The organism is Acinetobacter genomosp. 33YU (assembly GCF_001990725.1).
GTDB lineage: Bacteria > Pseudomonadota > Gammaproteobacteria > Pseudomonadales > Moraxellaceae > Acinetobacter > Acinetobacter seifertii.
Map to the genome: position 1 here is coordinate 163,629 of NZ_LFZQ01000010.1, position 21,675 is coordinate 185,303.

The 21,675-nt window shown below is 39.0% G+C and carries 18 protein-coding genes, 2 tRNA genes, 1 other RNA gene and 2 pseudogenes; 15 read left to right on the forward strand and 8 right to left on the reverse strand.

Features of this window, described 5'->3' with window-relative positions:
* The first annotated feature begins 68 nt into the window (after window positions 1–68).
* Window positions 69–1,352, forward strand: coding sequence for a glutamyl-tRNA reductase (gene hemA / locus AC056_RS13470; protein ID WP_077163881.1), 1,284 nt, complete (start codon window positions 69–71; stop codon window positions 1,350–1,352).
* Here the strand turns inward: hemA and AC056_RS13475 are convergent.
* Window positions 1,349–3,214 (reverse strand): DNA primase, encoded by a 1,866-nt coding sequence (locus AC056_RS13475; protein WP_077163882.1) that lies wholly within the window; start codon window positions 3,212–3,214, stop codon window positions 1,349–1,351. The two genes, hemA and AC056_RS13475, sit on opposite strands and share 4 nt — an antisense overlap.
* Before the next feature lie 158 nt (window positions 3,215–3,372).
* A complete protein-coding gene (locus AC056_RS13480) occupies window positions 3,373–4,509 on the reverse strand; it encodes an outer membrane protein assembly factor BamD (protein ID WP_077163883.1) in 1,137 nt (378 codons plus the stop codon).
* Between the two features lie 71 nt (window positions 4,510–4,580).
* On the opposite strand from AC056_RS13480, the gene rluD reads away from it, so the two are divergent.
* The 3 genes from rluD (at window position 4,581) to AC056_RS13495 (ending at window position 7,157) form a co-directional block, all read left to right on the forward strand.
* Window positions 4,581–5,633, forward strand: a complete 1,053-nt coding sequence (gene rluD, locus AC056_RS13485) for a 23S rRNA pseudouridine(1911/1915/1917) synthase RluD (RefSeq protein ID WP_004703372.1) — start codon at window positions 4,581–4,583, stop codon at window positions 5,631–5,633.
* A gap of 11 nt (window positions 5,634–5,644) precedes the next feature.
* Entirely contained in the window at window positions 5,645–6,382 is a 738-nt protein-coding gene (pgeF, locus tag AC056_RS13490; RefSeq protein ID WP_077163884.1) for a peptidoglycan editing factor PgeF, read from the forward strand.
* A 223-nt stretch (window positions 6,383–6,605) separates the two neighbouring features.
* Window positions 6,606–7,157, forward strand: a complete 552-nt coding sequence (locus AC056_RS13495; protein WP_019456634.1) for a flavodoxin family protein — start codon at window positions 6,606–6,608, stop codon at window positions 7,155–7,157.
* A gap of 51 nt (window positions 7,158–7,208) precedes the next feature.
* Here the strand turns inward: AC056_RS13495 and smpB are convergent, their stop codons facing one another.
* Window positions 7,209–7,685, reverse strand: coding sequence for an SsrA-binding protein SmpB (smpB, locus tag AC056_RS13500; protein ID WP_004641603.1), 477 nt, complete (start codon window positions 7,683–7,685; stop codon window positions 7,209–7,211).
* 135 nt (window positions 7,686–7,820) lie between these two features.
* Between smpB and coaD the strand changes: the two genes are divergently transcribed.
* The 7 genes and pseudogenes from coaD to AC056_RS13530 all read left to right on the forward strand — a co-directional run bounded on the left by coaD (window position 7,821) and on the right by AC056_RS13530 (window position 10,817).
* Window positions 7,821–8,312, forward strand: a complete 492-nt coding sequence (coaD, locus tag AC056_RS13505; protein WP_004703369.1) for a pantetheine-phosphate adenylyltransferase — start codon at window positions 7,821–7,823, stop codon at window positions 8,310–8,312.
* 1 nt (window position 8,313) lies between these two features.
* On the forward strand, window positions 8,314–8,577 hold the full coding sequence (locus AC056_RS13510) for a YfhL family 4Fe-4S dicluster ferredoxin (protein WP_004703368.1): 264 nt from the start codon (window positions 8,314–8,316) through the stop codon (window positions 8,575–8,577).
* Window positions 8,578–8,604: 27 nt separating this feature from the next.
* Window positions 8,605–8,959: RNase P RNA component class A (gene rnpB, locus AC056_RS13515), an RNA gene on the forward strand.
* Between the two features lie 64 nt (window positions 8,960–9,023).
* Window positions 9,024–9,100, forward strand: a tRNA-Met gene (locus tag AC056_RS13520).
* A gap of 148 nt (window positions 9,101–9,248) precedes the next feature.
* Window positions 9,249–10,175, forward strand: a pseudogene (locus AC056_RS13525) (porin); the annotation flags it as partial.
* Window positions 10,176–10,583: pseudogene (gene cntB / locus AC056_RS19695) on the forward strand (carnitine monooxygenase, reductase subunit CntB); the annotation flags it as partial. It lies immediately after the preceding pseudogene.
* Between the two features lie 157 nt (window positions 10,584–10,740).
* Window positions 10,741–10,817 (forward strand) — tRNA-Met (locus AC056_RS13530).
* 43 nt (window positions 10,818–10,860) lie between these two features.
* On the opposite strand, the gene AC056_RS13535 is transcribed toward AC056_RS13530, so the two are convergent.
* From AC056_RS13535 to AC056_RS13555, 5 genes are all read right to left on the reverse strand, one after another.
* Complete coding sequence (locus tag AC056_RS13535) at window positions 10,861–11,889, reverse strand: hypothetical protein (RefSeq protein ID WP_077163886.1); 1,029 nt, start codon at window positions 11,887–11,889, stop codon at window positions 10,861–10,863.
* On the reverse strand, window positions 11,882–13,507 hold the full coding sequence (locus AC056_RS13540) for an NAD+ synthase (RefSeq protein WP_049065950.1): 1,626 nt from the start codon (window positions 13,505–13,507) through the stop codon (window positions 11,882–11,884). The genes AC056_RS13535 and AC056_RS13540 overlap by 8 nt, the downstream gene beginning before the upstream one ends.
* Before the next feature lie 386 nt (window positions 13,508–13,893).
* Window positions 13,894–14,454 (reverse strand): hypothetical protein, encoded by a 561-nt coding sequence (locus AC056_RS13545; RefSeq protein WP_077163887.1) that lies wholly within the window; start codon window positions 14,452–14,454, stop codon window positions 13,894–13,896.
* 260 nt (window positions 14,455–14,714) lie between these two features.
* Window positions 14,715–15,167 (reverse strand): protoporphyrinogen oxidase HemJ, encoded by a 453-nt coding sequence (hemJ, locus tag AC056_RS13550; RefSeq protein ID WP_004703336.1) that lies wholly within the window; start codon window positions 15,165–15,167, stop codon window positions 14,715–14,717.
* 18 nt (window positions 15,168–15,185) lie between these two features.
* A complete protein-coding gene (locus AC056_RS13555) occupies window positions 15,186–16,415 on the reverse strand; it encodes a beta-ketoacyl synthase N-terminal-like domain-containing protein (protein WP_077163888.1) in 1,230 nt (409 codons plus the stop codon).
* Between the two features lie 295 nt (window positions 16,416–16,710).
* Here AC056_RS13555 and AC056_RS13560 point away from each other — a divergent pair, with 295 nt between their 5' ends.
* The 4 genes from AC056_RS13560 (at window position 16,711) to fusA (ending at window position 21,548) form a co-directional block, all read left to right on the forward strand.
* Complete coding sequence (locus AC056_RS13560; RefSeq protein ID WP_213033496.1) at window positions 16,711–18,027, forward strand: EcsC family protein; 1,317 nt, start codon at window positions 16,711–16,713, stop codon at window positions 18,025–18,027.
* Window positions 18,028–18,227: 200 nt separating this feature from the next.
* Complete coding sequence (rpsL, locus tag AC056_RS13565; protein ID WP_002050319.1) at window positions 18,228–18,602, forward strand: 30S ribosomal protein S12; 375 nt, start codon at window positions 18,228–18,230, stop codon at window positions 18,600–18,602.
* 159 nt (window positions 18,603–18,761) lie between these two features.
* The gene (gene rpsG / locus AC056_RS13570; RefSeq protein WP_001138055.1) at window positions 18,762–19,232 is read left to right on the forward strand and encodes a 30S ribosomal protein S7; all 471 of its coding nucleotides are present in this window, start codon (window positions 18,762–18,764) and stop codon (window positions 19,230–19,232) included.
* Between the two features lie 177 nt (window positions 19,233–19,409).
* Entirely contained in the window at window positions 19,410–21,548 is a 2,139-nt protein-coding gene (fusA, locus tag AC056_RS13575) for an elongation factor G (protein WP_039255563.1), read from the forward strand.
* The last annotated feature ends 127 nt before the right edge of the window (window positions 21,549–21,675 follow it).

Here is a 21,675-nt window from a genome sequence, read left to right on the forward strand (position 1 = left end):
CCAAAGTAATGCTTTTTATGACACCGATGTTGCACAATAGCATAAATTTAGCGAAATGATGATCTGATATGTCTTTCTTTGCATTGGGTGTCAACCATCAAACAGCTTCTGTAGAACTCCGCGAGCAAATTGCTTTCAATGCAGAGCGATTAAGTACTTTGCTTGCCGAGCAACGTTATCACGAGTCTTTAAAAGACTTAGTGGTTGTCTCGACCTGTAACCGTACAGAAGTCTACGCCATGGCGGAAGATGCCGAAAGCCTTCTGAAATGGTTAGCCGACGCCAATAATATTGATGTAAAGCATTTAATTCATCATGTTTATCGTTACGAAAATGCTCAAGCCATCACACATTTAATGCGTGTCGCAAGTGGTTTAGATTCACTCATGTTGGGTGAGCCACAAATTTTAGGGCAGGTAAAAAGTGCTCTAGCATTGTCTAAAGAAGCGCAGACGGTTTCTCCTGAATTAAATAGCGTGTTTGAATATGCTTTCTACGCAGCTAAACGTGTTCGGTCAGAAACGGCTGTAGGTAGTCATGCAGTTTCAATGGGTTATGCTGTTGCACAATTAGCTTTACAAGTCTTTAGTAAACCTGAAAAGCTCACAGTAATGGTGATTGCGGCAGGCGAGATGAACAGTCTGGTGGCTAAGCACTTAGCAGAAATGGGTGTTGCCAAGATTATTATTTGTAATCGCAGTCGTGAGCGTGCCGACCAGTTAGCACAAGAAATTACACATCAAGTTGAAGTTGAGATTATTGATTTTTCAGCTTTATCAGAAAATCTATATCGTGCTGATGTTGTTTCAAGTTGTACAGGCAGTTTGCATCAAGTGATTGCTTATGCGGATGTCAAAAGTGCGTTGAAAAAACGTCGTTATCAGCAAATGTTGATGGTGGATTTAGCAGTACCGCGTGATATTGACCCTAAAGTTGAGTCACTTGATGGAGTCTATTTATACGGAGTTGATGACTTACAAAGCGTAATTGATGAAAACTTGGCTCAACGTCGTCAGGCGGCTGTTGAAGCTGAAGTCATGGTGAATCAATTAGCAACTCAATTGATTACGCATCAAAAAGTCAAAGAAGCAGGAGGTACAATCCATGCTTATCGCCAACATAGTGAGGAAATTAGTCAGCAAGAGCTTACTCATGCCTTGAATACTTTGCACAATGGTGTCAATCCAGAACAAGTGCTCAAAGAATTTGCCCACCGCTTGACACAAAAGTTAATGCATCCAACCTCTATGTTGTTACGTGAAGCTGCTAAAGCAGAAAGTCCTGATTACTTTGAGTGGTTACAACAGCATTTACAGGATGTATTTGACCATGAGCGAAAGCCTAAAAACTAAGTGAGCAGTCTTAAGCTAATTTGTTTGGTGAGCTCATTGAGTTGTTGTCTTAAGTTTCTTGACTCAACTAATGAAATTTTAGATTTCAGTTTTTGACGTAAATATCTTTCTTGTAAACCCAATGCATATTCTTTAGCAAGTTTATCTGCTACTTCAGGTGCCTGAGTTAATGCCTGAATATTGGTTCTTTGCATAATATCTGCAACTTCATGGCAATAAGTGCTACATGCACCTAAAACATAATAAGTCGCTAGCTCTTGGTCATCAGGCAATTCATCAAATATACGATTTAAAATGGCTAATATTTTAGCTAATAATTCATCTTGCGGAATATAGGCACGTAATCCTTCAAAATGAATATAAAGGAAAGGGTGGTGCATCAAGATTGCAACAGCAAAGTCTTCATCTTTTGTTTGGATATTAAATGACAACGATGCATCATGACTAACTTGTGGGGTAAAGCGCTTGCCTAAACCTAATTTTTCACGGAAAGATTGAGTTAATAGATAGCGGAAGGAACCTTGTTTGGGTAATAACTCGGTGAGTTCTCTTAACTCACCCATGACAAGACTCTTACCTTCAGGCGTACTGATATTATGCTGACCAGTAAGATGAGCAAAAACAAAGTCCGATAGTAACGGAGCTTGGTCCAATAACTTTTGGAAGTTTTCGAGCCCTTCACGACGAATTAAGGAGTCTGGATCGTGGTCATTTGGCAATACAAAAAATTTAAGCTCGCGACCGTCGTTGAGTAATGGTAATGCAATTTCTAAAGTTCGACGTGCTGCTTTTTGACCAGCAGCATCACCATCAAAGGCAATCGTAATTCGATTATTTTGTTTAAATAAAATATTAAGATGTTCTGTATTACTCGCCGTTCCTAAAGTCGCGACAGCACCAGTAATGCCATATTGCTGTAAAGCAATGACATCCATATATCCTTCAACCATTAACCAGTCATTAGATTTTAATTTTCTGCCTTCATATAAACCATAAAGTAATTGGTTTTTATGGAAAACTTCTGAGTCTGGTGAGTTAATGTATTTGGGTTTAATTTCGTCATTGAGCGCACGACCACCAAACCCTACTACACGGCCTTTAGGGTCTCGAATTGGGAAAATCACACGATCGCGTAAAAGGTCAAAATCACGACCGCTGTCACTGGAACGAATGAGTCCAAGTTGCTTTAAGCCTTCAATGTCGTAAGGGAAAGCTTTTTCTAAATGTTGCCAGTCTTCTGGAGCATAACCTAAACGCCAGAATTGAATTGTTTGGTCGGTTAGGCCGCGTTGTTTAAAGTACTTTTTAGCTTTTTGACTTGTAGGTAATTGGTGTTCGTAAAATTGAGCAACATTTTCCAAAAGGTCGTATAAATTACCTTCTTGTACAGGTTCATCAAAACTAAATGGCTGTTCGAACTGTGCAAAAGGATCATCAAAATATACTGGTTCAAGCGTATTGTATTGATCATCTATAGGTGCTTGAGTATTTGGTTCTACAACTGCTTTTGCTGTAACTGGTGGCTTGGTAACTTGGCGTGTATAAGACAGTTTTTTATTATCAGTATTGTCTTTGGGTAATTCGATACCCGCATTACTCGATAACTCCTTCATCACATCGATAAAGTTTCGGTTATCAATATCCATTAAGAAACGAATTGCATTACCGTTTGCTTGGCAGCCGAAGCAGTGATAGTACTGTTTATCGCGATAAACATGGAATGATGGAGTTTTCTCTTGATGAAAAGGGCAACAACCAGAATATGTTCGTCCGGTCTTTTTCAATTTCACACGTTGACCGATCAGATCGACAATATCTGTGCGATCTAGAATCTGATCAATCGTATGCTGTGGAATTGCCATAATTCAGATAACCGTGTTTAAACTAATGATGCGATAGGTCAGATTATTCTGACATGATGAAACGAGATATGCCCGATAAATATTTTACTATTTTATAAAAACAAACAGGCAAGTCATATCACTTGCCTGTTTGTTGGTTATTTTTAAGCTGTTATTGCTTATTGAGCAGCGTCGCCAGCTTCAGTCGAAGATGCTGCTGGTGCAGTTGTTGCACCTTCTGCTGCTTTTTCTGGTTTATCAAGTAAACCGAAGCTTAAACGGTTAGTCCAACTGCGTTCAGTTTTTGGAGGCTCAACTGGTGCTTGAGTTGTTTCTTGAGTTTCTTCTTTACCTGAACTACCCATTTTACCTGAACTACCCATTAAGCCAAAGCTTACACGGTTAAGTAGACTGCGTTTTGGTTCAACTGGAGTAGCTGTTTCTGCCGCTACAGATTTAGATTCGCGACCAAGAATACCCAAGGTAGCACGGTTAATCCAGTTGCCTTCTTTACGCGCAGCGCGCATATTTACCGTGCCATTTTTATTAACAAGGCTAGGATAGTTAAGTTTTAGAACTTCGATGTATTGTTGTGAAGTTGCTTTATCACCCAGTTGGTCATAGCTATATGCCAAAGTTGCTAGGGCTTCTGGCACTTGAGGTGTTTGTGGGTAGTGTTCAATTACCCATTGCGAACGCTCAGCCGCTGCAACCCATGCTTTACGTTTAACGTTAAAGCGAGCAGTATTCATTTCACTTTCAGCAAGCTCTTGACCAATAAACTTCATACGCTGTGCTGCATCGACAGAATATTGGCTGCTTGGGAAGCGGCGAATCAGGTCAACGAAGTTTTGATAAGCAACTTTTAAATAACTGATGTCACGATGAGATTGTTGCAAAGATGTGTAACGCAACAAGCTATCATAGTTCAGTTCCATGTTAGATACGCCACGAACGTAGTAAGCATAATCTACATTTGGATGCTGAGGATTTAAACGAATAAAGCGTTCAGCTAAAGCAATCGCGCCTTCATAATCTTTTTGTTTAAATTTTGAATAGAGAAGTTCAAGTTGTGCTTGTTGTGCGTATTGTCCAGTTGGATAATAAGTATCAATCGCTTCTAAAGATTTAGCAGCGTCAAGATATTGCCCACGATCAAGAGATTTTTGAGCTTTGTCAAAATACGCTTGTTCACTAGATTGAGGCCCAGTATCGACCACTTCTTTTTTACTTGGATTGCTGCTACAGCCCACAAATGCAGACGCTAAACCTAAAGATAGGGCAAGCATCGTAATTTTATAACGTGGTAGCGACATAAAAACTCCTCTGTTATGTTGGGCAATGAGCTACAATTGCGCTATTAAACCACTTTTATCTCAATGATCAAATGACTTCAGCACAATCTTCAAACACAAACTTCTCTGAAACTGACTTCAATTTACTTGAAGATTCTGAGGATGCAGATAACCATACTTCTGATACAACTGCAACACGTTTATCGTTGCAAGTTCAGTTGGATGAAAGCTACTTAGGGCAACGTATCGACCAAGTTGCAGCTATGGTGTGGAGTGAGTTCTCCCGCGAAAAACTGAAACAATGGATGAAGGAAGGTCATCTGTTGGTAAATGGTAACATCGTAAAACCTAAATATCGTTGTGAGGGTATTGAAACCCTAACTTTAAATGTTGAGTTAGAAGCACAGACGACCAGTCAGCCTGAAAATATCCCACTTGATATTGTTTATGAAGATGAAGATATTTTAGTTATTAATAAACCAGTCGGTATGGTGGTACATCCTGGAGCGGGTAATAGTTCAGGAACTTTAGTGAATGCATTGCTTTACCATTTCCCAAAACTGGCAGAGCTTTCACGTGCTGGTTTAGTACATCGTATTGATAAAGATACGAGTGGTTTATTGGTTGTTGCAAAAACGCTAGAAGCCCAATTTTCTTTAAGTAAGCAGTTGGCAAATAAATCGGTTTATCGTTTATATGACTTAGTTGTTTATGGAAATATCATTGCTGGCGGTACGATTGATGAGCCGATTAAACGTCATCCTGTAGACCGTGTGAAAATGGCGATTTTACCGGGCGGACGCGATGCAGTGACTCACTACAATGTAAAAGAACGTTTTAAAGATTTTACTCGTGTACAAGCGCGTCTTGAAACAGGCCGAACTCATCAGATTCGTGTGCACTTTAGCTACATTGGTTATGGCTTGATTGGTGATCAGGTTTATATGAACCGTGTACGTGTGCCTGCTGGTGCATCTGAATTACTCATTGAAACTTTACGTGGTTTTAAACGTCAAGCATTACATGCAGCTAAATTAGGTTTAAAACATCCGCGTACTGGTGAAGAAATGCAATTTGAAGCGCCGTGGCCTGAAGATTTTACTCAGTTAGTAAATGTGTTACGTTCAGAAAACGCAGCCTACTAAGGAACTGAATTATGGAATTTGTTCAAGGTTTACCACAAGGTGTTTTTGTAGGGCAGACGCGTATTCAACATCCTTTGGCTTTGCCAACGGACCAAACTGAATTAACGGGTTTTAATCTTGCTTTGCATGTTAATGATGAAGCTGGACGCGTTCAGCAGCATCGAATGATGCTTTTAGATGAGTTTGCTCAGTTTGGCGTTAAGAAAATGACATGGATGACCCAAACACATAGCACGATTTGTCATACGGTAAATGAACAAATTCCCTTTACGGCATTAATAGGTGATGGCTTGGTTACTCAAACCAAAGGCCATGCATTAATGATGATGACTGCCGATTGTTTACCTGTGGTACTTTGCAATGCAGAGGGCACTGAAGTCGCTAACTTACATGCAGGATGGCGAGGTTTGGCAGGTGGTATTATTGAAAATACAATTGCTGCTATGCAAAATCCTCCAACTTGGGCATGGTTAGGTGCTGCGATTAGTCAACCCTGCTTTGAAATTGGAGCGGAAGTTAAAACTGCTTTTTGTAGTAAGTATCCTGAATTGAAAACAGCTTTTGTTGATGGAGCGGCACCAGATAAATTTCATGCAGATTTATATGCGATTGCTCGCTTTATTTTGCAAAGACTCGGCGTGAAACAAGTTTTAGGTGGAGACCAGTGCTCGTATCAACAGCAAGATGAGTATTTCTCTTACCGCCGTGATGTTAAAACGGGTCGTATGGCAACTTTTGTATTTATGTAGTTTATAAAAATCGCAATTCACTTTAATAAGTGTGATTGTTGTGATATCAATCTCTTATGTTATTTAGACTTTTAAATAATATAGGAGATTTTTTTATTTTTTGGATTTTTAATATTGACTCAAATAATCCGTTAAAAAGCTAATTTTTGATATTCACAGATCGTGGTTTAGCAAGTTTTAATAAAATGATAAAATAGGAAAAACCGCTCAAAATATTAAACTTATGTCTTTGCCTGAAAAACATCTCTCAATTGTCTATCACAGTCCTTATGGTCACACTGCAAAGGTAGCGTCTGCTATTGCTGCTGGAGCGGAAGTGATGGGCGTTAAAGTACATGTGATGAATATTGAGCACATTGACTGGGATGTTTTAGATGCTTCACAGGGAATTATTTTTGGCTCGCCAACGTATATGGGCAGTGTAACTGCTGATTTTAAAAAGTTTATGGATAGCACATCCAAACGTTGGAAAAATCGCTTATGGCAAGGCAAGTTGGCTGCTGGTTTTGCAAATTCGGGTGGTTTGAGTGGTGATAAGCTTGCAGTTTTGCAGCAGCTTAATATTTTTGCGATGCAACACGGTATGCTGTGGTCTGGTTTGCCTTTAATGACAACTGGTCATACTGAAACTGATTTAAACCGTTTATCAAGTTGTTTGGGCTTAATGACACAGTCAGATAATGCACCTGTTGAGATTACCCCGCCACAAGGTGATTTAGATACTGCTAAATGGTTTGGTGAATATATCGCTGGTCTTTTATATAGATTAAATTAAGTAAATCATGCGATATAAAAAAAAGCCTCTAAAAGAGGCTTTTTTACTAAATTATTTATGAAATATACGGGCTTTATCACGCTGCCAGTCGCGGTCTTTTTCAGTCGCACGTTTGTCGTGAAGCTGTTTACCTTTCACAAGCGCAATTTCCAGCTTAACTAAATGACCTTTCCAGTAACACGCCAAAGGAACGCATGAGTAACCTTTTTGGTTAACTGCACCCATGAGGTGTTCAAGCTGACGTCGAGAGAGCAATAACTTACGAGTACGTGTTGCTTCAGGAACAACATGGGTTGAAGCCGATAATAAAGGCTGAATTTGTGAGCCAAGTAAAAATGCTTCGCCATTTTTGAAAATGACATAACTTTCTGTCAAAGTCATACGCCCAGCACGTAAGGATTTCACTTCCCAACCTTGAAGTGACATGCCTGCTTCAAATTTTTCTTCGATAAAATAATCATGACGGGCACGTTTGTTTTGTGCGATGGTTCCGCCATTATGTTTCTTTACTACTGTTGCTTTCGCCATAATTCAAACTTCCACAATTGCCTCTATTGTGCCGTAAACTGATGCCAAGGTGAAGTTTTTTCCCACATATCAATATTTCGCCTCATGTATAACTTTTGCTAAAATAGGCGCACAATACAATTAGAGTACTAGCGGATGTCTAAAACGCGTGTAATTTATCCTGGAACATTTGACCCTATCACAAATGGGCACGTTGATTTAGTTACTAGAGCATCAAGAATGTTTGATGAGGTCGTAGTAGCTATTGCAATTGGACATCATAAGAACCCTTTGTTCAGTCTAGAAGAGAGAGTTGCACTGGCACAATCATCATTAGGTCATCTATCAAATGTTGAGTTTGTAGGTTTTGATGGCTTACTGGTTAATTTTTTCAAAGAACAAAAGGCTACAGCGGTACTTCGCGGTTTAAGAGCAGTTTCTGATTTTGAATATGAGTTTCAATTGGCTAATATGAATCGCCAGTTGGACCCACATTTCGAAGCAGTGTTCTTAACACCTTCTGAACAGTATTCTTTCATTTCTTCGACGTTGATTCGAGAAATTGCACGCTTAAGAGGTGATGTAACCAAGTTTGTTCCGCAAGCTGTGGTTGAAGCTTTTGAACGTAAACATCAACAAGGTTGGTAAAGTGTCGTTATATATCACCGATGAGTGCATAAACTGTGATGTTTGTGAACCAGTTTGCCCAAATGAAGCTATTTTTATGGGGGAAGTGATTTATGAAATTCATCCAGATTTATGTACAGAGTGCGTTGGTCACCATGACCAGCCACAGTGTCAATTATTTTGTCCAGTAGACTGTATTCCTAAAGATCCGCAGCATGAGGAGACGGAAGAACAGCTATTAGACAAATATAAAAGATTAATTGCTCAAAAAAGCACAAGCAATTAGTGAATAAATTTGTTAATATGCGCCCCTGAAGTGAGCTGGATGGTCGCTGCTGTGGAGGTCTTCGTGACTGAAGCAGGAGAGGAAAGTCCGGGCTTCATAGGGCAGGGTGCCAGGTAACGCCTGGGCGGTGAAAGCCGACGGAAAGTGCAGCAGAGAGTAGACCGCCTCATTCGTGAGGTAAGGGTGAAAGGGTGCGGTAAGAGCGCACCGCGTGTCTGGTAACAGTTCACGGCATGGCAAACCCCACCAGAAGCAAGACCAAATAGGAATCCTAGGTGCGGCCCGTACTGGATTCGGGTAGGTCGCTTGAGCGTATGAGTGATTGTACGCCTAGAGGAATGACCATCCTCGACAGAACCCGGCTTATAGGCTCACTTCACCTCATTTTATTTAAAATTTTTCTTGACGCGCGGTAAAGAAGCTAAGATAATGCGCGCACAGTTTACGGCTATGTAGCTCAGTTGGTTAGAGCACCGCACTCATAATGCGGGGGTCACAAGTTCAAGTCTCGTCATAGCCACCATTTTACAGACCACGCTCCTGCGTGGTCTTTTTTTATGCTCATTTTTTGATTAAACACAGTTTGTAAAGACCGACTTTATAGTTCCAGCATTGTTTGTCCAAGCCAATTTCTTCATGTTCTTATAACACTTAACAAGGATGTTGAAGACATGAAAAGGTCATTATTATTTTTAGGGATTCTGAGTTTATCTGCGGATGTACAAGTCTCTGCGGCTGATTTGAGTTGGGGTGATCCAACTTTAGATTCGGGTCAATTTAAAGTGTCTGGTGCGGTACGTTCCCGTTATTTGCATAAGGACTATGTGGTTGGGGCCAATGAAGGTTCTCAAAATGATGACTGGCGACTCACAGATATTAAATTAGTTTTGGGTTATGAAAATCCAGATTGGATTGCAGGTCTAGATGCCCGTTGTTATCAATATAATCGTTTGTGTGACGCAATTTTCCTAAAAAAAGCATGGGCAGGCTATAAGCTATCTGACCAGCAAAGAATTACGGTAGGTTTACAGCCTGTTGATTTTGGCTTTGGCGAATTTTGGGGAAGTAGTTATTACGAGACGCTTTTAAATACCGTTGGTTTAGAAGATATTGATAATTTAGGTATTAAATATAAATTTGCAGATGACAAATACAATTTGACCTTAGGTTTCTATCCAACAGATGGAGGAAATTATAAGGGAACATCAAAAGACTCAAGCCGTTACAGTGGTAGTAATTTTGTTGAGGCAGACGATTTGGCTACTGGGAACAATATTAAAGAAAAAAATATGTGGATTGCTCGAGCATCTAGAAAATTTGAGCTTGATAAAACTCAAAAATTTTCGACTGAGCTAGGTGGGTCAGCTTGGTATTCTGATTTAGAAAATAAAAGAACAAATATAAATGGACACCGTAAATCATGGAATATTTTTGCTCAAACCCAATATCAAGCATGGCAATGGATGTTCTTGGCAGGCAAGCAAGATGTCACGAATGGTGATGATTTATTGCCAAATAGTTCAACTATTGGTGCATTCGACTATCCATATCAAGTCGCCAATAAAGGTAAGTATTTGGTTAATGAAATTAATTACACCTTGCAGCCAAAAGGCACACATGTCTATGTATGTGGTCCTAAACCCATGATTGATGCAGTGATTGATTGCTGTAATAAACACCGTTACCGCGATGAGTACATTCACTGGGAACAATTTGCCTCAACAGTTCCTGAAGATGGTGAAGCTTTTACGGTAGTACTTGCTAAGTCTAATCAAGAAATTGAAGTACAAAGTAACCAGACTATTTTACAAGCTATCGAAACATTAAATATCGATGTGGAATGTTTATGCCGAGAAGGCGTTTGTGGTACGTGTGAAACTGCTATTTTAGAAGGTGAGGCAGAGCACTTCGATCAATACTTAAGTGATGCAGAAAAGGCTTCACAAAAGAGCATGATGATTTGTGTATCAAGGGCAAAAGGTAAAAAGCTCGTATTAGATCTTTAATATATTTCTGTGGCCGATCAATTGCTTAAATTGTAAATTTGTTAAAAAATGAACAAATAATGGTGATCTGAATCTTATTTGTTCATTTGGTGGACATTAAGAGTTTTGAAGTATTGACCTGTTATACAGAACTATAGATAATGCGCACACAGTTTACGGCTATGTAGCTCAGTTGGTTAGAGCACCGCACTCATAATGCGGGGGTCACAAGTTCAAGTCTCGTCATAGCCACCATTTTAAAAACCACGCTCCTGCGTGGTTTCTTTTTATCTATTTTTTACTCATTAAAATGTTTTTCAATCATATCGAGTGTTTTTGAGCTTTGATAAAAAGGAGCTAAGAGCGCTTGAAGTAACGGTTCCAAAATACCGTGCTCATTAAAGGCATCCATAACTTTCGGATAAAAGCGTAAAGCTTCAGTTTGTAAGTCAGTTTCGGTTAAACCAATCTCACTTAACACTTCAAATAAACTTTGATCTTTATAAAAATCATAAAAAACTTCGACGCCATACAAAATAAGATCTTGCATAAATTGCGACTGGCGCAACTCTTTCCAGTATTCATAAATTAAAACAAAGAACTCTTCCACATCGAGAGGAGTGAGCTGTTTCATAAACTCATACATTTTTTTATGTCTAATATCTTCCCAGATATGACGCACTAAGCTTTCTAAATCTTCAGCCGACAAAAGGCTTAATTCTGTAAGCTGTTCATGAATAAAACTAGCAATCCACGTTTCAAGTTTGTGCTCGAGACGTTGTTGCTGTAAAAACGAGAATTTTTTAAGTTTATGTTGCCATTCAAAATGGTAGTCATTTACTGTCGAGGCAGTTAAAAATTTTGGTAATTTTTGTTCTAAGGTTGAAGTAGCAATATATTGGCAAAGCTGTTGAACAGAAGGGCTAGTTCTTAAAAACTCATTCAGATATTGAGGAATATGCTCCATTTCCAAAAACTTGGAAAGCCACATTTCAAATTGGTGGTCAGATACCAAGTCTTGTAGCTGGATTGGAGATTTCATCGCAGATAAATAAATACGCTGTGCAATTTCCCCAATAAACTCAAGTAAGCCAGCGCCAAGTTGCATTTCAAAAGCATAACGTTTCACAACGGCTTGTAATTGTTCTAAATCTACAACTTCATGAAGCTTAATTTCGTCAGCATGTTGCATAAAAAGTTGAATGAACTGCTGGAAATAAATAGGTGAGTTTTCTATTGATAATTGTTTTTTGAAAAATTCCACCTGCTCAAGCAAAAGTGCTTGAGCAAGTGCTGTGGTTTTTGATGAGTTTTTCTGCTCAGTCATTCGCTGTCCAACCGTTGACAATCGGATAACGTCGTTCGCGACTAAATGCACGAGAAGTAATTCTCGGGCCAATCGCACCTTGACGACGTTTGTATTCATTACGATCAACTAAACGGATAACTTTTTCAACAACTTCTTTATCAAAACCTTTGGCAATAATGTCTGCCTGACCTAAATCTTCTTCAATATACGCATAAAGAATGGCATCCAATACATCATAAGCTGGTAGAGAGTCTTGGTCTTTTTGATCTGGACGAAGTTCTGCAGAAGGTGGACGAGTAATGACACGCTCAGGAATAACCGGAGTTTCACTTAAGCTATTACGGTATTTTGCTAGTTCAAACACGATAGTTTTATAAACATCTTTTAGAACAGCAAAGCCACCCACCATGTCGCCGTAGAGTGTGCAGTAGCCAACTGAAAGTTCAGATTTATTACCTGTAGAAAGCACTAAATTACCAAACTTGTTAGATAGGCCCATAAGCAATGTGCCACGAGCGCGCGCTTGTAAATTTTCTTCAGTTGCATCCGCTGGTGAGTTACCAAAGAATGGATAAAGCGTTTGCATGAAGCTATTTACGATCGAGTGAATTTCGGCAATACCGAAAGTTACGCCCATACGACGAGCTTGTTCTGCTGCATCTTCTACACTAATTTGAGAGGTGTAAGTATATGGCATCATTACGGCTTGGACTTTTTCTGCACCAATTGCATCAACAGCAATAGCAAGTGTAAGGGCAGAATCAATACCACCAGAGAGACCTAAGATTACACCAGGGAAACCTGAACGCTCTACATAGTCACGCGTTGCCATAACTAAGCTTTGATAGATTTCTGCAAAAGTTTCCAATGCTGGAGCAGACTCAGTGACTTTATATAATTTGGTATCACGGTCAAATTCAGCAATATAAAGATCTTCTTTAAAGCTTGGTGCTTGTAAAGCGATTTCACCATTTTGATTGCTGACAAAACTTGAACCATCAAAAATTAAATCATCTTGCCCACCAACTTGGTTAACATAAACAATATTTAAGTGAAGTTGTTTTGCAAGCTCGCTTAATGTTTGTTTGCGATGTTGTGGTTTACCTACTTCATATGGAGATGCATTAAGTACAAGTACAGTATCAACATTTAATTGGCTTAATTGCTTAACAGTATTGATTGACCAAATATCTTCGCAAATGAGGACACCAAACTTATGACCAAGGTATTCAAATACCAAATGTTGATGACCTTTTTCGAAATAGCGCTTTTCATCAAAAACGCTATAGTTTGGCAAGTTGTGTTTATTGAAAACACCTAAAACCTGACCATCTTTCATGACAGCAGCTGAATTATAACGTTGGCCATCTTCAGTCTGGTTCACGAAGCCGAAAACCATCACAATATCTTTAACTTCGCTAAGTTGTGCAAAAGCCTTTTGCATACGTTTGTTTAAATTTGGACGTAGCAATAAGTCTTCAGCTGGATAACCAATCACAGAAAGCTCAGGAAAAATAATCAGGTCAGCGTCTTGTTTTTTCGCCTGATTTGCTTGCTCAATCATCTTTTGGGTGTTTGAGTCAATATTGCCAATATGCGGAGAAAACTGAGCAAGGGCAACTTTAAAACTTTTCATTCAAACCTAATCCTAGATCATAACGAATATAAATACACATAGTGTTGATTTTTATGAATATAATTTTTCAACGATGTGTATGACACGATAATAAACAAGTAAAATAGTAAACAAAAATGTCAAGATCAATAATATATACCAATCACATATTTTCTGCGTAAAAATAACGAGATTTTCTGTATAGAATAGAAACAAGCTTCATTATTTTTATTGTTTGTATACTGCCTTAACACTCCAAAATTTGGAATAAGTTTTTATACTTATTTTCAATAATTTGACAGTAATAAACTCAAATCTCAACTTTATTTTCATATTTTTTTGTTTATAAAATTTGCGTTGAGTAAGTTGGTAAAAATGTTACGTTGCAGTCAAACTCAATTATTTGCTTACAAATCCAGTTGAGGTAAACAAATAATATTGGGTAGCTTACCTGAACAGATATCTCTCGCAATCTCTCCTTGCTGTTCAATATTGTAAGAGCTAAATGCTTTTTGCGGATGATAGGTGTATTTGTAAGGATTATAATATTTAAAGCTGAGGTAATAGGCAGATTGTAAAAATGCGCCTTTTAGTAATACATGAATACCTCGCTGATATTGCATAACATGGGTGAGTTCATGAATAAAAATACCTTGTATGAACTTAGACTCTGAAGCGTAATTGCTACTATAGTCAGAAAAATTTACATAGATATTTCCATTTGGAGCCATCAAAATTCCATGAGCTTGCCAAGGTAAGTAACGAGTAGCAATAATTTTAGGACGTTCACAATCCAGCAGATCTCCAAAAACCCTTTGCGCTAAGGCTTTTTCTTCAGGCGTAAGAAATCGAATTGGATAGCTTTTTAAGTGACGAAGAATAAAAAGAGTAAAAATAATAAATTGTCGATCTAGGGCGAATTTAAAAGCGCTGAGAGTGAACATAGTTTTGCTATTAAATAAGTTCATCTATTTGTTTAGCAGCATACCATACATCAACTATGTTGAAAGACAGACACAATGAATGATATTTATTTCTTACTTGATGATTTGAGTACCTTATTTGACAAAATGTCCACTTTGAATTTTATCAAAGGCTTATAAAATCTCATTCTAATTATTGATTATAAAGGCGCCGTGACCATTAATAAGCTTAATTGAAAATAGGTTAACTGACTAAAATGAATTAAAAAATTAAATAAGAAGTCTTAGACAATAAAAAACCCCAGTTAAAACTGAGGTTTTACGACAACTAAAATCACAACCGCAAATAAAATTAAGGTTGGCATTTCATTGAAGAAACGCCAGAACTTATGTGATTTATAGTGAGCATTTCCGATAAGCTTTTTGCGATAGTAACCACACACTAAATGGTAAACTACTAATAAAGCCACTAGTCCAACTTTTAAGTAAAACCATGTGGCTTCATGGTAATGTCGAGTTGCATCACCCCACTCAACGAGAAAGTGTGCAGTAATTAATGTGGCAATCATAGAAGGCCACATAATTCCTCGATACAACTTACGTTCCATTACTTCAAAGCGTTGATGACTTGCAGCATCTTCACTCATAGCATGATAAACATATAAACGTGGTAAGTAGAACAAAGCAGCGAACCAACAAACCACGGCAATAATATGTAATGCTTTTACCCACAAAAAAGCATCAGAAGGTGCATCCATCGTTAATCCTAGGTGGGATTATGCATCCCACTTCTTGAAAATTAGGCAAGCGTTTACACCGCCAAAGCCAAAACTGTTACTCATTACAGTATTCAATTTTGCATCACGTTTTTCAAGTACGATATCAAAAGGTTTTGCGCCTTCATCAAGTTCAGTTACGTTGATGTTTGGTGCAATAAAGTCATTTTGCATCATAAGAACAGAGTAGATAGCTTCTTGAACGCCAGCTGCTCCTAAGCTATGACCAGTCATAGATTTAGTTGAGCTTAACGGTGGTACTTTACCTTCACCAAAAGCACGTTCCATTGCTTTAAGTTCAGTAACGTCACCCGCTGGAGTAGAAGTACCATGTGTATTTACATAGTCAATAGTTTCTACGCCATGCTGTTTAGCTTCTTCAAGAGCCATTAAAATACAGCGTGTAGCGCCTTCACCACTTGGAGCAACCATATCTGCACCATCACTGTTTGCTGCATAACCGACAACTTCAGCTAAAATGTTGGCACCACGTGCTTGTGCGTGCTCAAGCGATTCAAGTACTACGAAACCACCACCGCCAGCAATTACGAAACCGTCACGGTCTGCTGAATAAGGGCGAGATGCAGTTTCAGGAGTATCGTTATATTTTGAGCAAAGTGCGCCCATTGCATCAAACAATAAACTTTGAGACCAATGATCTTCTTCACCACCACCAGCAAGCATAAGATCTTGTTTGCCAAGTTGAATAAGGTTGTATGCATAACCAATTGCATCTGCAGAAGTTGCGCAAGCACTTGTAATAGTATGAGCAATACCTTGTAGTTTAAATGCAACACCTACGTTTGCCGTAATGGTATTTGACATATTACGTGGTACAAAGAAAGGACCTACTTTACGTGCACCTTTAGTTTCTAATAACTCAGTCATTTCAACAACAGATGCAGTTGAACCACCACCTGAACCACCTGCAATACCATAACGTGGGTTGCCGCCAATTTGTTCAGGTGTGAGTCCTGCATGTTCAACCGCAGCTACAGCAGCGTTGTAAGCATACATCGCACAAATACCCATAAAGCGTTTTAATTTACGGTCGATATGATCAAAATCTTGTTCTGCAGCAGCGCTGACATGGCTTTTAAAATTAAGTTCAGCGTAAGTTGGGTTAAAACGTGTCCCCGAGATTCCATTTTGAAGTGAGTGAGTAACTGCTTCTAAAGAGTTACCGATACATGAGTTAATACCCATACCAGTGATTACGACACGTTTCATCTACAGGTCCCTTTATGGTGATATTTAAAGTCTATGAACATCAGCAGCTATTAAATGATAGGAGAAGATAGCTGGAAGAACATTAGACATATGTTTTCGTTGTTACCATGATAGCAGAAAGGTTTTTTATTTCTTATGGCAAATCTTTATGTCAATTTTGCATTTAAAAAAATAACCAAATACATAGTATGTTTCATTTAGGGTTAACTAAAATACACACATTCAAGTTGAGATAAATCTACATTCCACCTAGTATTTATCTCTAATTAGATAAATTAAAAAATCGAGGTACTGGATGACAAAATTTAATAATAATCAATCTGACAATTTGTTTTCTCAGGTCTTCGGAGTGGCTAAAAAGCTCAGTTCTACTGGGTTAAACATCTTGCAGCAAAGCCAAATAGGTGAGGTCAGTAAGTTGGTCGAGCCACTTGCGAGTGGCAAAACAGTAGAAGGTAATGCTAGAAATAAAAGCCCATTTGAAGTGGAACAATACGAAAGTCCACAACAAATGTTACGTGAACATTTACCTAAAGTTACTCGACAAGTTTTTGGTCGCCATTTCAGAAAGGTCAATGGTATTGCTACATTTATTTCACCTGACTGGAATGAGAAAATATCAAGCTATTTATTTGATGCGCTGAATGACTTTAGTTCGAAAAGTACACTTACTGAAAAAATATTAGAAGAGGCGGGCGCAAAAGACCTATTTGAGTTAACTAAGGATACCTCACGCTCTCAACGTTTAAGTCAGGCGCTGATTGAACAAAATAAATTGATTGCAACAATACAAGGGGCGATTACAGGTGTATCTGGTATGGCGGGAGCGGCTGTAGATATTCCTGTATCTTTAGTTTTGGTTTTAAGAACAATTTATCAAACTGGAAGATCACATGGTTTCGATTTAAATGATGGAAGTGATCAAGATGTTGTTGAGTTTATTTTTAAAGAAGTCGATATCAGTCTGATTGCTGAAAAGCAGACGGTACTTTTGGCATTAAAAGCGTTACGTAATATGTTAGAGACACAAGATGTTCAACAGTTTCAGCAATTACTGGGGTCTTCAAATGATATTGAAACCTTGAAAAAATGGTTAGTTGATGAAAATGGCGAGTTTAAATGGAACTGGTTAAATAAAGTTCCGCAACTTGCTTCTGTTGGTAAATTTACTCCAGCAGTAGGTGCAGTACTCAGTGCTGTTTACAGTTGGAAGCTACAAGAAGATGTAGGCCACAAGGCACAAGCCATTTTTGGTGCTGCACGACACTATTTAAATGAACATCCGAATGAGCATTTATCACCACTTCAAGCTTATTATGCTGCCGTGACTCTTATTCAAAAGGCAAGTCCTCGTCTTTTGAACGTTGGAGAAAATGGCAGTATTCACGCGGCACAACATCATAAAATAGAAAATCATGATGTAATTTCAAAAGTGGCAGTTGTGGTTAAATCGAATACTTCTGAAAAAAGTGAAGAAAAAGTGCAAGAAAATGTTCATCATGGTATTGAGCAGCTTGCAGAAAAACATGTGGTCGAGCACGAGCATAGTGAACAAAAACCAGCATTAGAAATTGAAAATGATGATGTTATAGAAGATCAAAAGTACTCTTAACAATACAATTACAAAGATAGGGTTTCAAAACGAAATTTCACCCCTATTTAATTTTGTAAGTCATCCTGTCAAACATTGATATGGTCAACATTTGGTAATTATTGCCGTGTTGACCATTTTTGCATCTTAGCTTACAATTATGTGCCCTTAAAAAGAGGTATTTTCTTTTTGAGGTTTTTTAATAACGGGAGAATTGCCATATGGCAACAACGAATCAGTTGATCCGTAAGGGTCGTACGACTTTGGTTGAAAAATCCAAAGTTCCTGCGTTGAAGGCTTGTCCACAACGTCGTGGTGTTTGTACACGTGTTTATACAACTACACCTAAAAAACCTAACTCAGCTATGCGTAAGGTTTGCCGTGTTCGCTTAACTTCAGGTTTTGAAGTATCTAGCTACATCGGTGGTGAAGGTCATAACTTACAAGAGCACAGTGTTGTTCTTATCCGTGGTGGTCGTGTTAAAGACTTACCAGGTGTACGTTACCATACCGTTCGTGGTTCTTTAGACTGTGCCGGCGTTAAAGATCGTAATCAATCACGTTCTAAATACGGTACTAAGCGTCCTAAGAAGTAATTCTAGGAAACTAGTCCAAAAGCCCTTTAGCGTTTCGCTTGTTTGAATTCTTCATAGATTTGTAATTCAAGCGACGTATAGTAAGGCCAGCGTCGTGTACATGACACTTGTACAAACTGCTGGATTATCCTGAAGTGTCATATTATTAGGTGTATTAAAATGCCAAGACGTCGCGTAGTCGCTGCTCGTGAGATCCTTCCAGATCCAAAATTTAGCAGCCAAACAATCGCTAAATTCATGAACCACGTAATGCAAGATGGTAAAAAATCTATTGCTGAAAGTATCGTTTACGGTGCTTTAGAACGCGTTCAAGAAAAAAACAAAGTAGACCCAGTTGAATTTTTCGAGACTACTCTTGAGAAAGTTCGTCCTATGGTCGAAGTAAAAGCACGCCGTGTTGGTGGTGCTACTTATCAAGTACCTATGGAAGTACGCCCATCCCGTCGTACTGCCTTAGCTATGCGTTGGTTAGTAGATGCTGCTGCTAAGCGTTCTGAAAAAACGATGGCTTTACGTCTTGCTGGTGAGTTGCTTGATGCAGCTGAAGGTAAAGGTGCAGCAATCAAAAAACGTGAAGATGTGCACCGTATGGCTGAAGCTAACAAAGCCTTCTCTCACTACCGTTTCTAAGCGGATAAAACAGGCCTTATTCAGGAGAATATTCATGCGTACAGCAGCTCGATTCAACATTGCTCTCTATCAAAGTGGGGGCTTTGCAGGTATTTAAGTTGCCTGTTTGGATATTCGCGCGCATCAATTTAATTGGTGCGTCCTGTTTTAAATATAACATTTAGGAATGTAGACATCATGGCTCGCCAAACCCCAATTACTCGTTACCGTAACATCGGTATTTCTGCGCACATTGACGCAGGTAAAACAACTACAACTGAACGTATTTTGTTCTACACAGGTGTATCTCACAAAATTGGTGAAGTACACGACGGTGCAGCAACAATGGACTGGATGGAACAAGAACAAGAGCGTGGTATTACAATTACCTCTGCTGCTACGACTTGTTTCTGGTCTGGTATGGGTAACCAATTTGAACAACACCGTATCAACGTAATTGACACCCCGGGACACGTAGACTTCACAATCGAAGTTGAACGTTCTATGCGTGTTCTTGACGGTGCGTGCATGGTTTACTGTGCTGTAGGTGGTGTACAACCTCAGTCTGAAACTGTATGGCGTCAAGCGAACAAATATAAAGTGCCTCGTTTAGCATTCGTGAACAAGATGGACCGTACTGGTGCAAACTTCTTCCGTGCTGTTGAGCAAGTTAAAACTCGTTTAGGTGGTAATCCTGTTCCTATCGTTGTGCCAATTGGTGCTGAAGATACATTCCAGGGTGTTGTTGACCTTATCGAAATGAAAGCGATTATCTGGGATGAAGCATCTCAAGGTATGAAGTTTGAATATGCTGATATCCCAGCTGACCTAGTTGATACGTCTAACGAATGGCGTACAAAAATGGTTGAAGCTGCGGCTGAAGCTTCTGAAGAATTAATGGACAAGTACCTTGAAGAAGGTGATCTTTCTAAAGAAGAGATCATTGCAGGTTTACGTGCTCGTACATTAGCTTCTGAAATTCAAGTAATGCTTTGTGGTTCTGCGTTCAAGAACAAAGGTGTTCAACGTATGTTGGATGCTGTAATTGAATTCTTACCATCACCTACAGAAGTTAAAGCGATCGAAGGTATCCTTGACGACAAAGACGAAACTAAAGCGTCTCGTGAAGCATCTGACGAAGCTCCGTTCTCTGCGCTTGCGTTCAAAATCATGAACGACAAATTCGTAGGTAACTTAACATTCGTACGTGTTTACTCTGGTGTTCTTAAACAAGGTGATCCGGTTTATAACCCAGTTAAAGCTAAGCGTGAACGTATCGGTCGTATCGTGCAAATGCATGCGAACGAACGTCAAGATCTTGATGAAATCCGTGCAGGTGATATCGCAGCGTGTGTAGGTCTTAAAGACGTTACAACTGGTGATACATTGTGTGATGAGAAAAACATCATTACTCTTGAGCGTATGGAATTCCCAGAGCCAGTAATTTCATTGGCTGTTGAACCAAAAACTAAAGCAGACCAAGAAAAAATGTCTATTGCTTTAGGTCGTTTGGCTAAAGAAGATCCATCGTTCCGTGTTCGTACAGATGAAGAATCTGGTCAAACAATTATTGCTGGTATGGGTGAGCTTCACCTTGACATCATTGTTGACCGTATGAAGCGTGAATTCGGTGTTGAAGCTAACATTGGTAAACCAATGGTTGCTTACCGTGAAACGATCAAAAAGTCTGTTGAACAAGAAGGTAAATTCGTACGTCAAACTGGTGGTAAAGGTAAGTTTGGTCACGTATATGTACGTCTTGAACCGCTTGATGTTGATGAGTCTGGTAAAGAATACCAATTCGTTGAAGAAGTTGTTGGTGGTGTAGTACCTAAAGAATTCTTTGGCGCGGTTGACAAAGGTATTCAAGAACGTATGAAGAATGGTGTATTAGCTGGTTACCCTGTTGTTGGTATTAAAGCGACATTATTCGACGGTTCTTACCATGATGTCGACTCTGACGAATTATCGTTCAAAATGGCAGGTTCTTATGCCTTCCGTGATGGTTTCATGAAAGCGGATCCTATCCTTCTTGAACCTATCATGAAAGTTGAAGTAGAAACTCCAGAAGACTACATGGGCGATATCATGGGTGACTTAAACCGTCGTCGTGGTATGGTTCAAGGTATGGACGATCTTCCTGGTGGAACAAAAGCAATTAAAGCAGAAGTTCCTCTTGCTGAGATGTTTGGTTACGCGACTCAAATGCGTTCTATGTCTCAAGGTCGTGCGACTTACTCAATGGAATTTGCTAAGTATGCTGAAACTCCACGTAACGTGGCTGAAGGCATCATTGCTAAATTCCAAGCTGGCGGTAAAAAAGGTGACGACGAGTAATCTTTCGATTACTATAAGCCCTAACTAATTCTTAGTTGAAAACCAAGTGCTCATGGGGTGACCCTCCATGAGTAGTTAATAAAGGAAGATCATCATGGCTAAAGCCAAGTTTGAACGTAATAAGCCA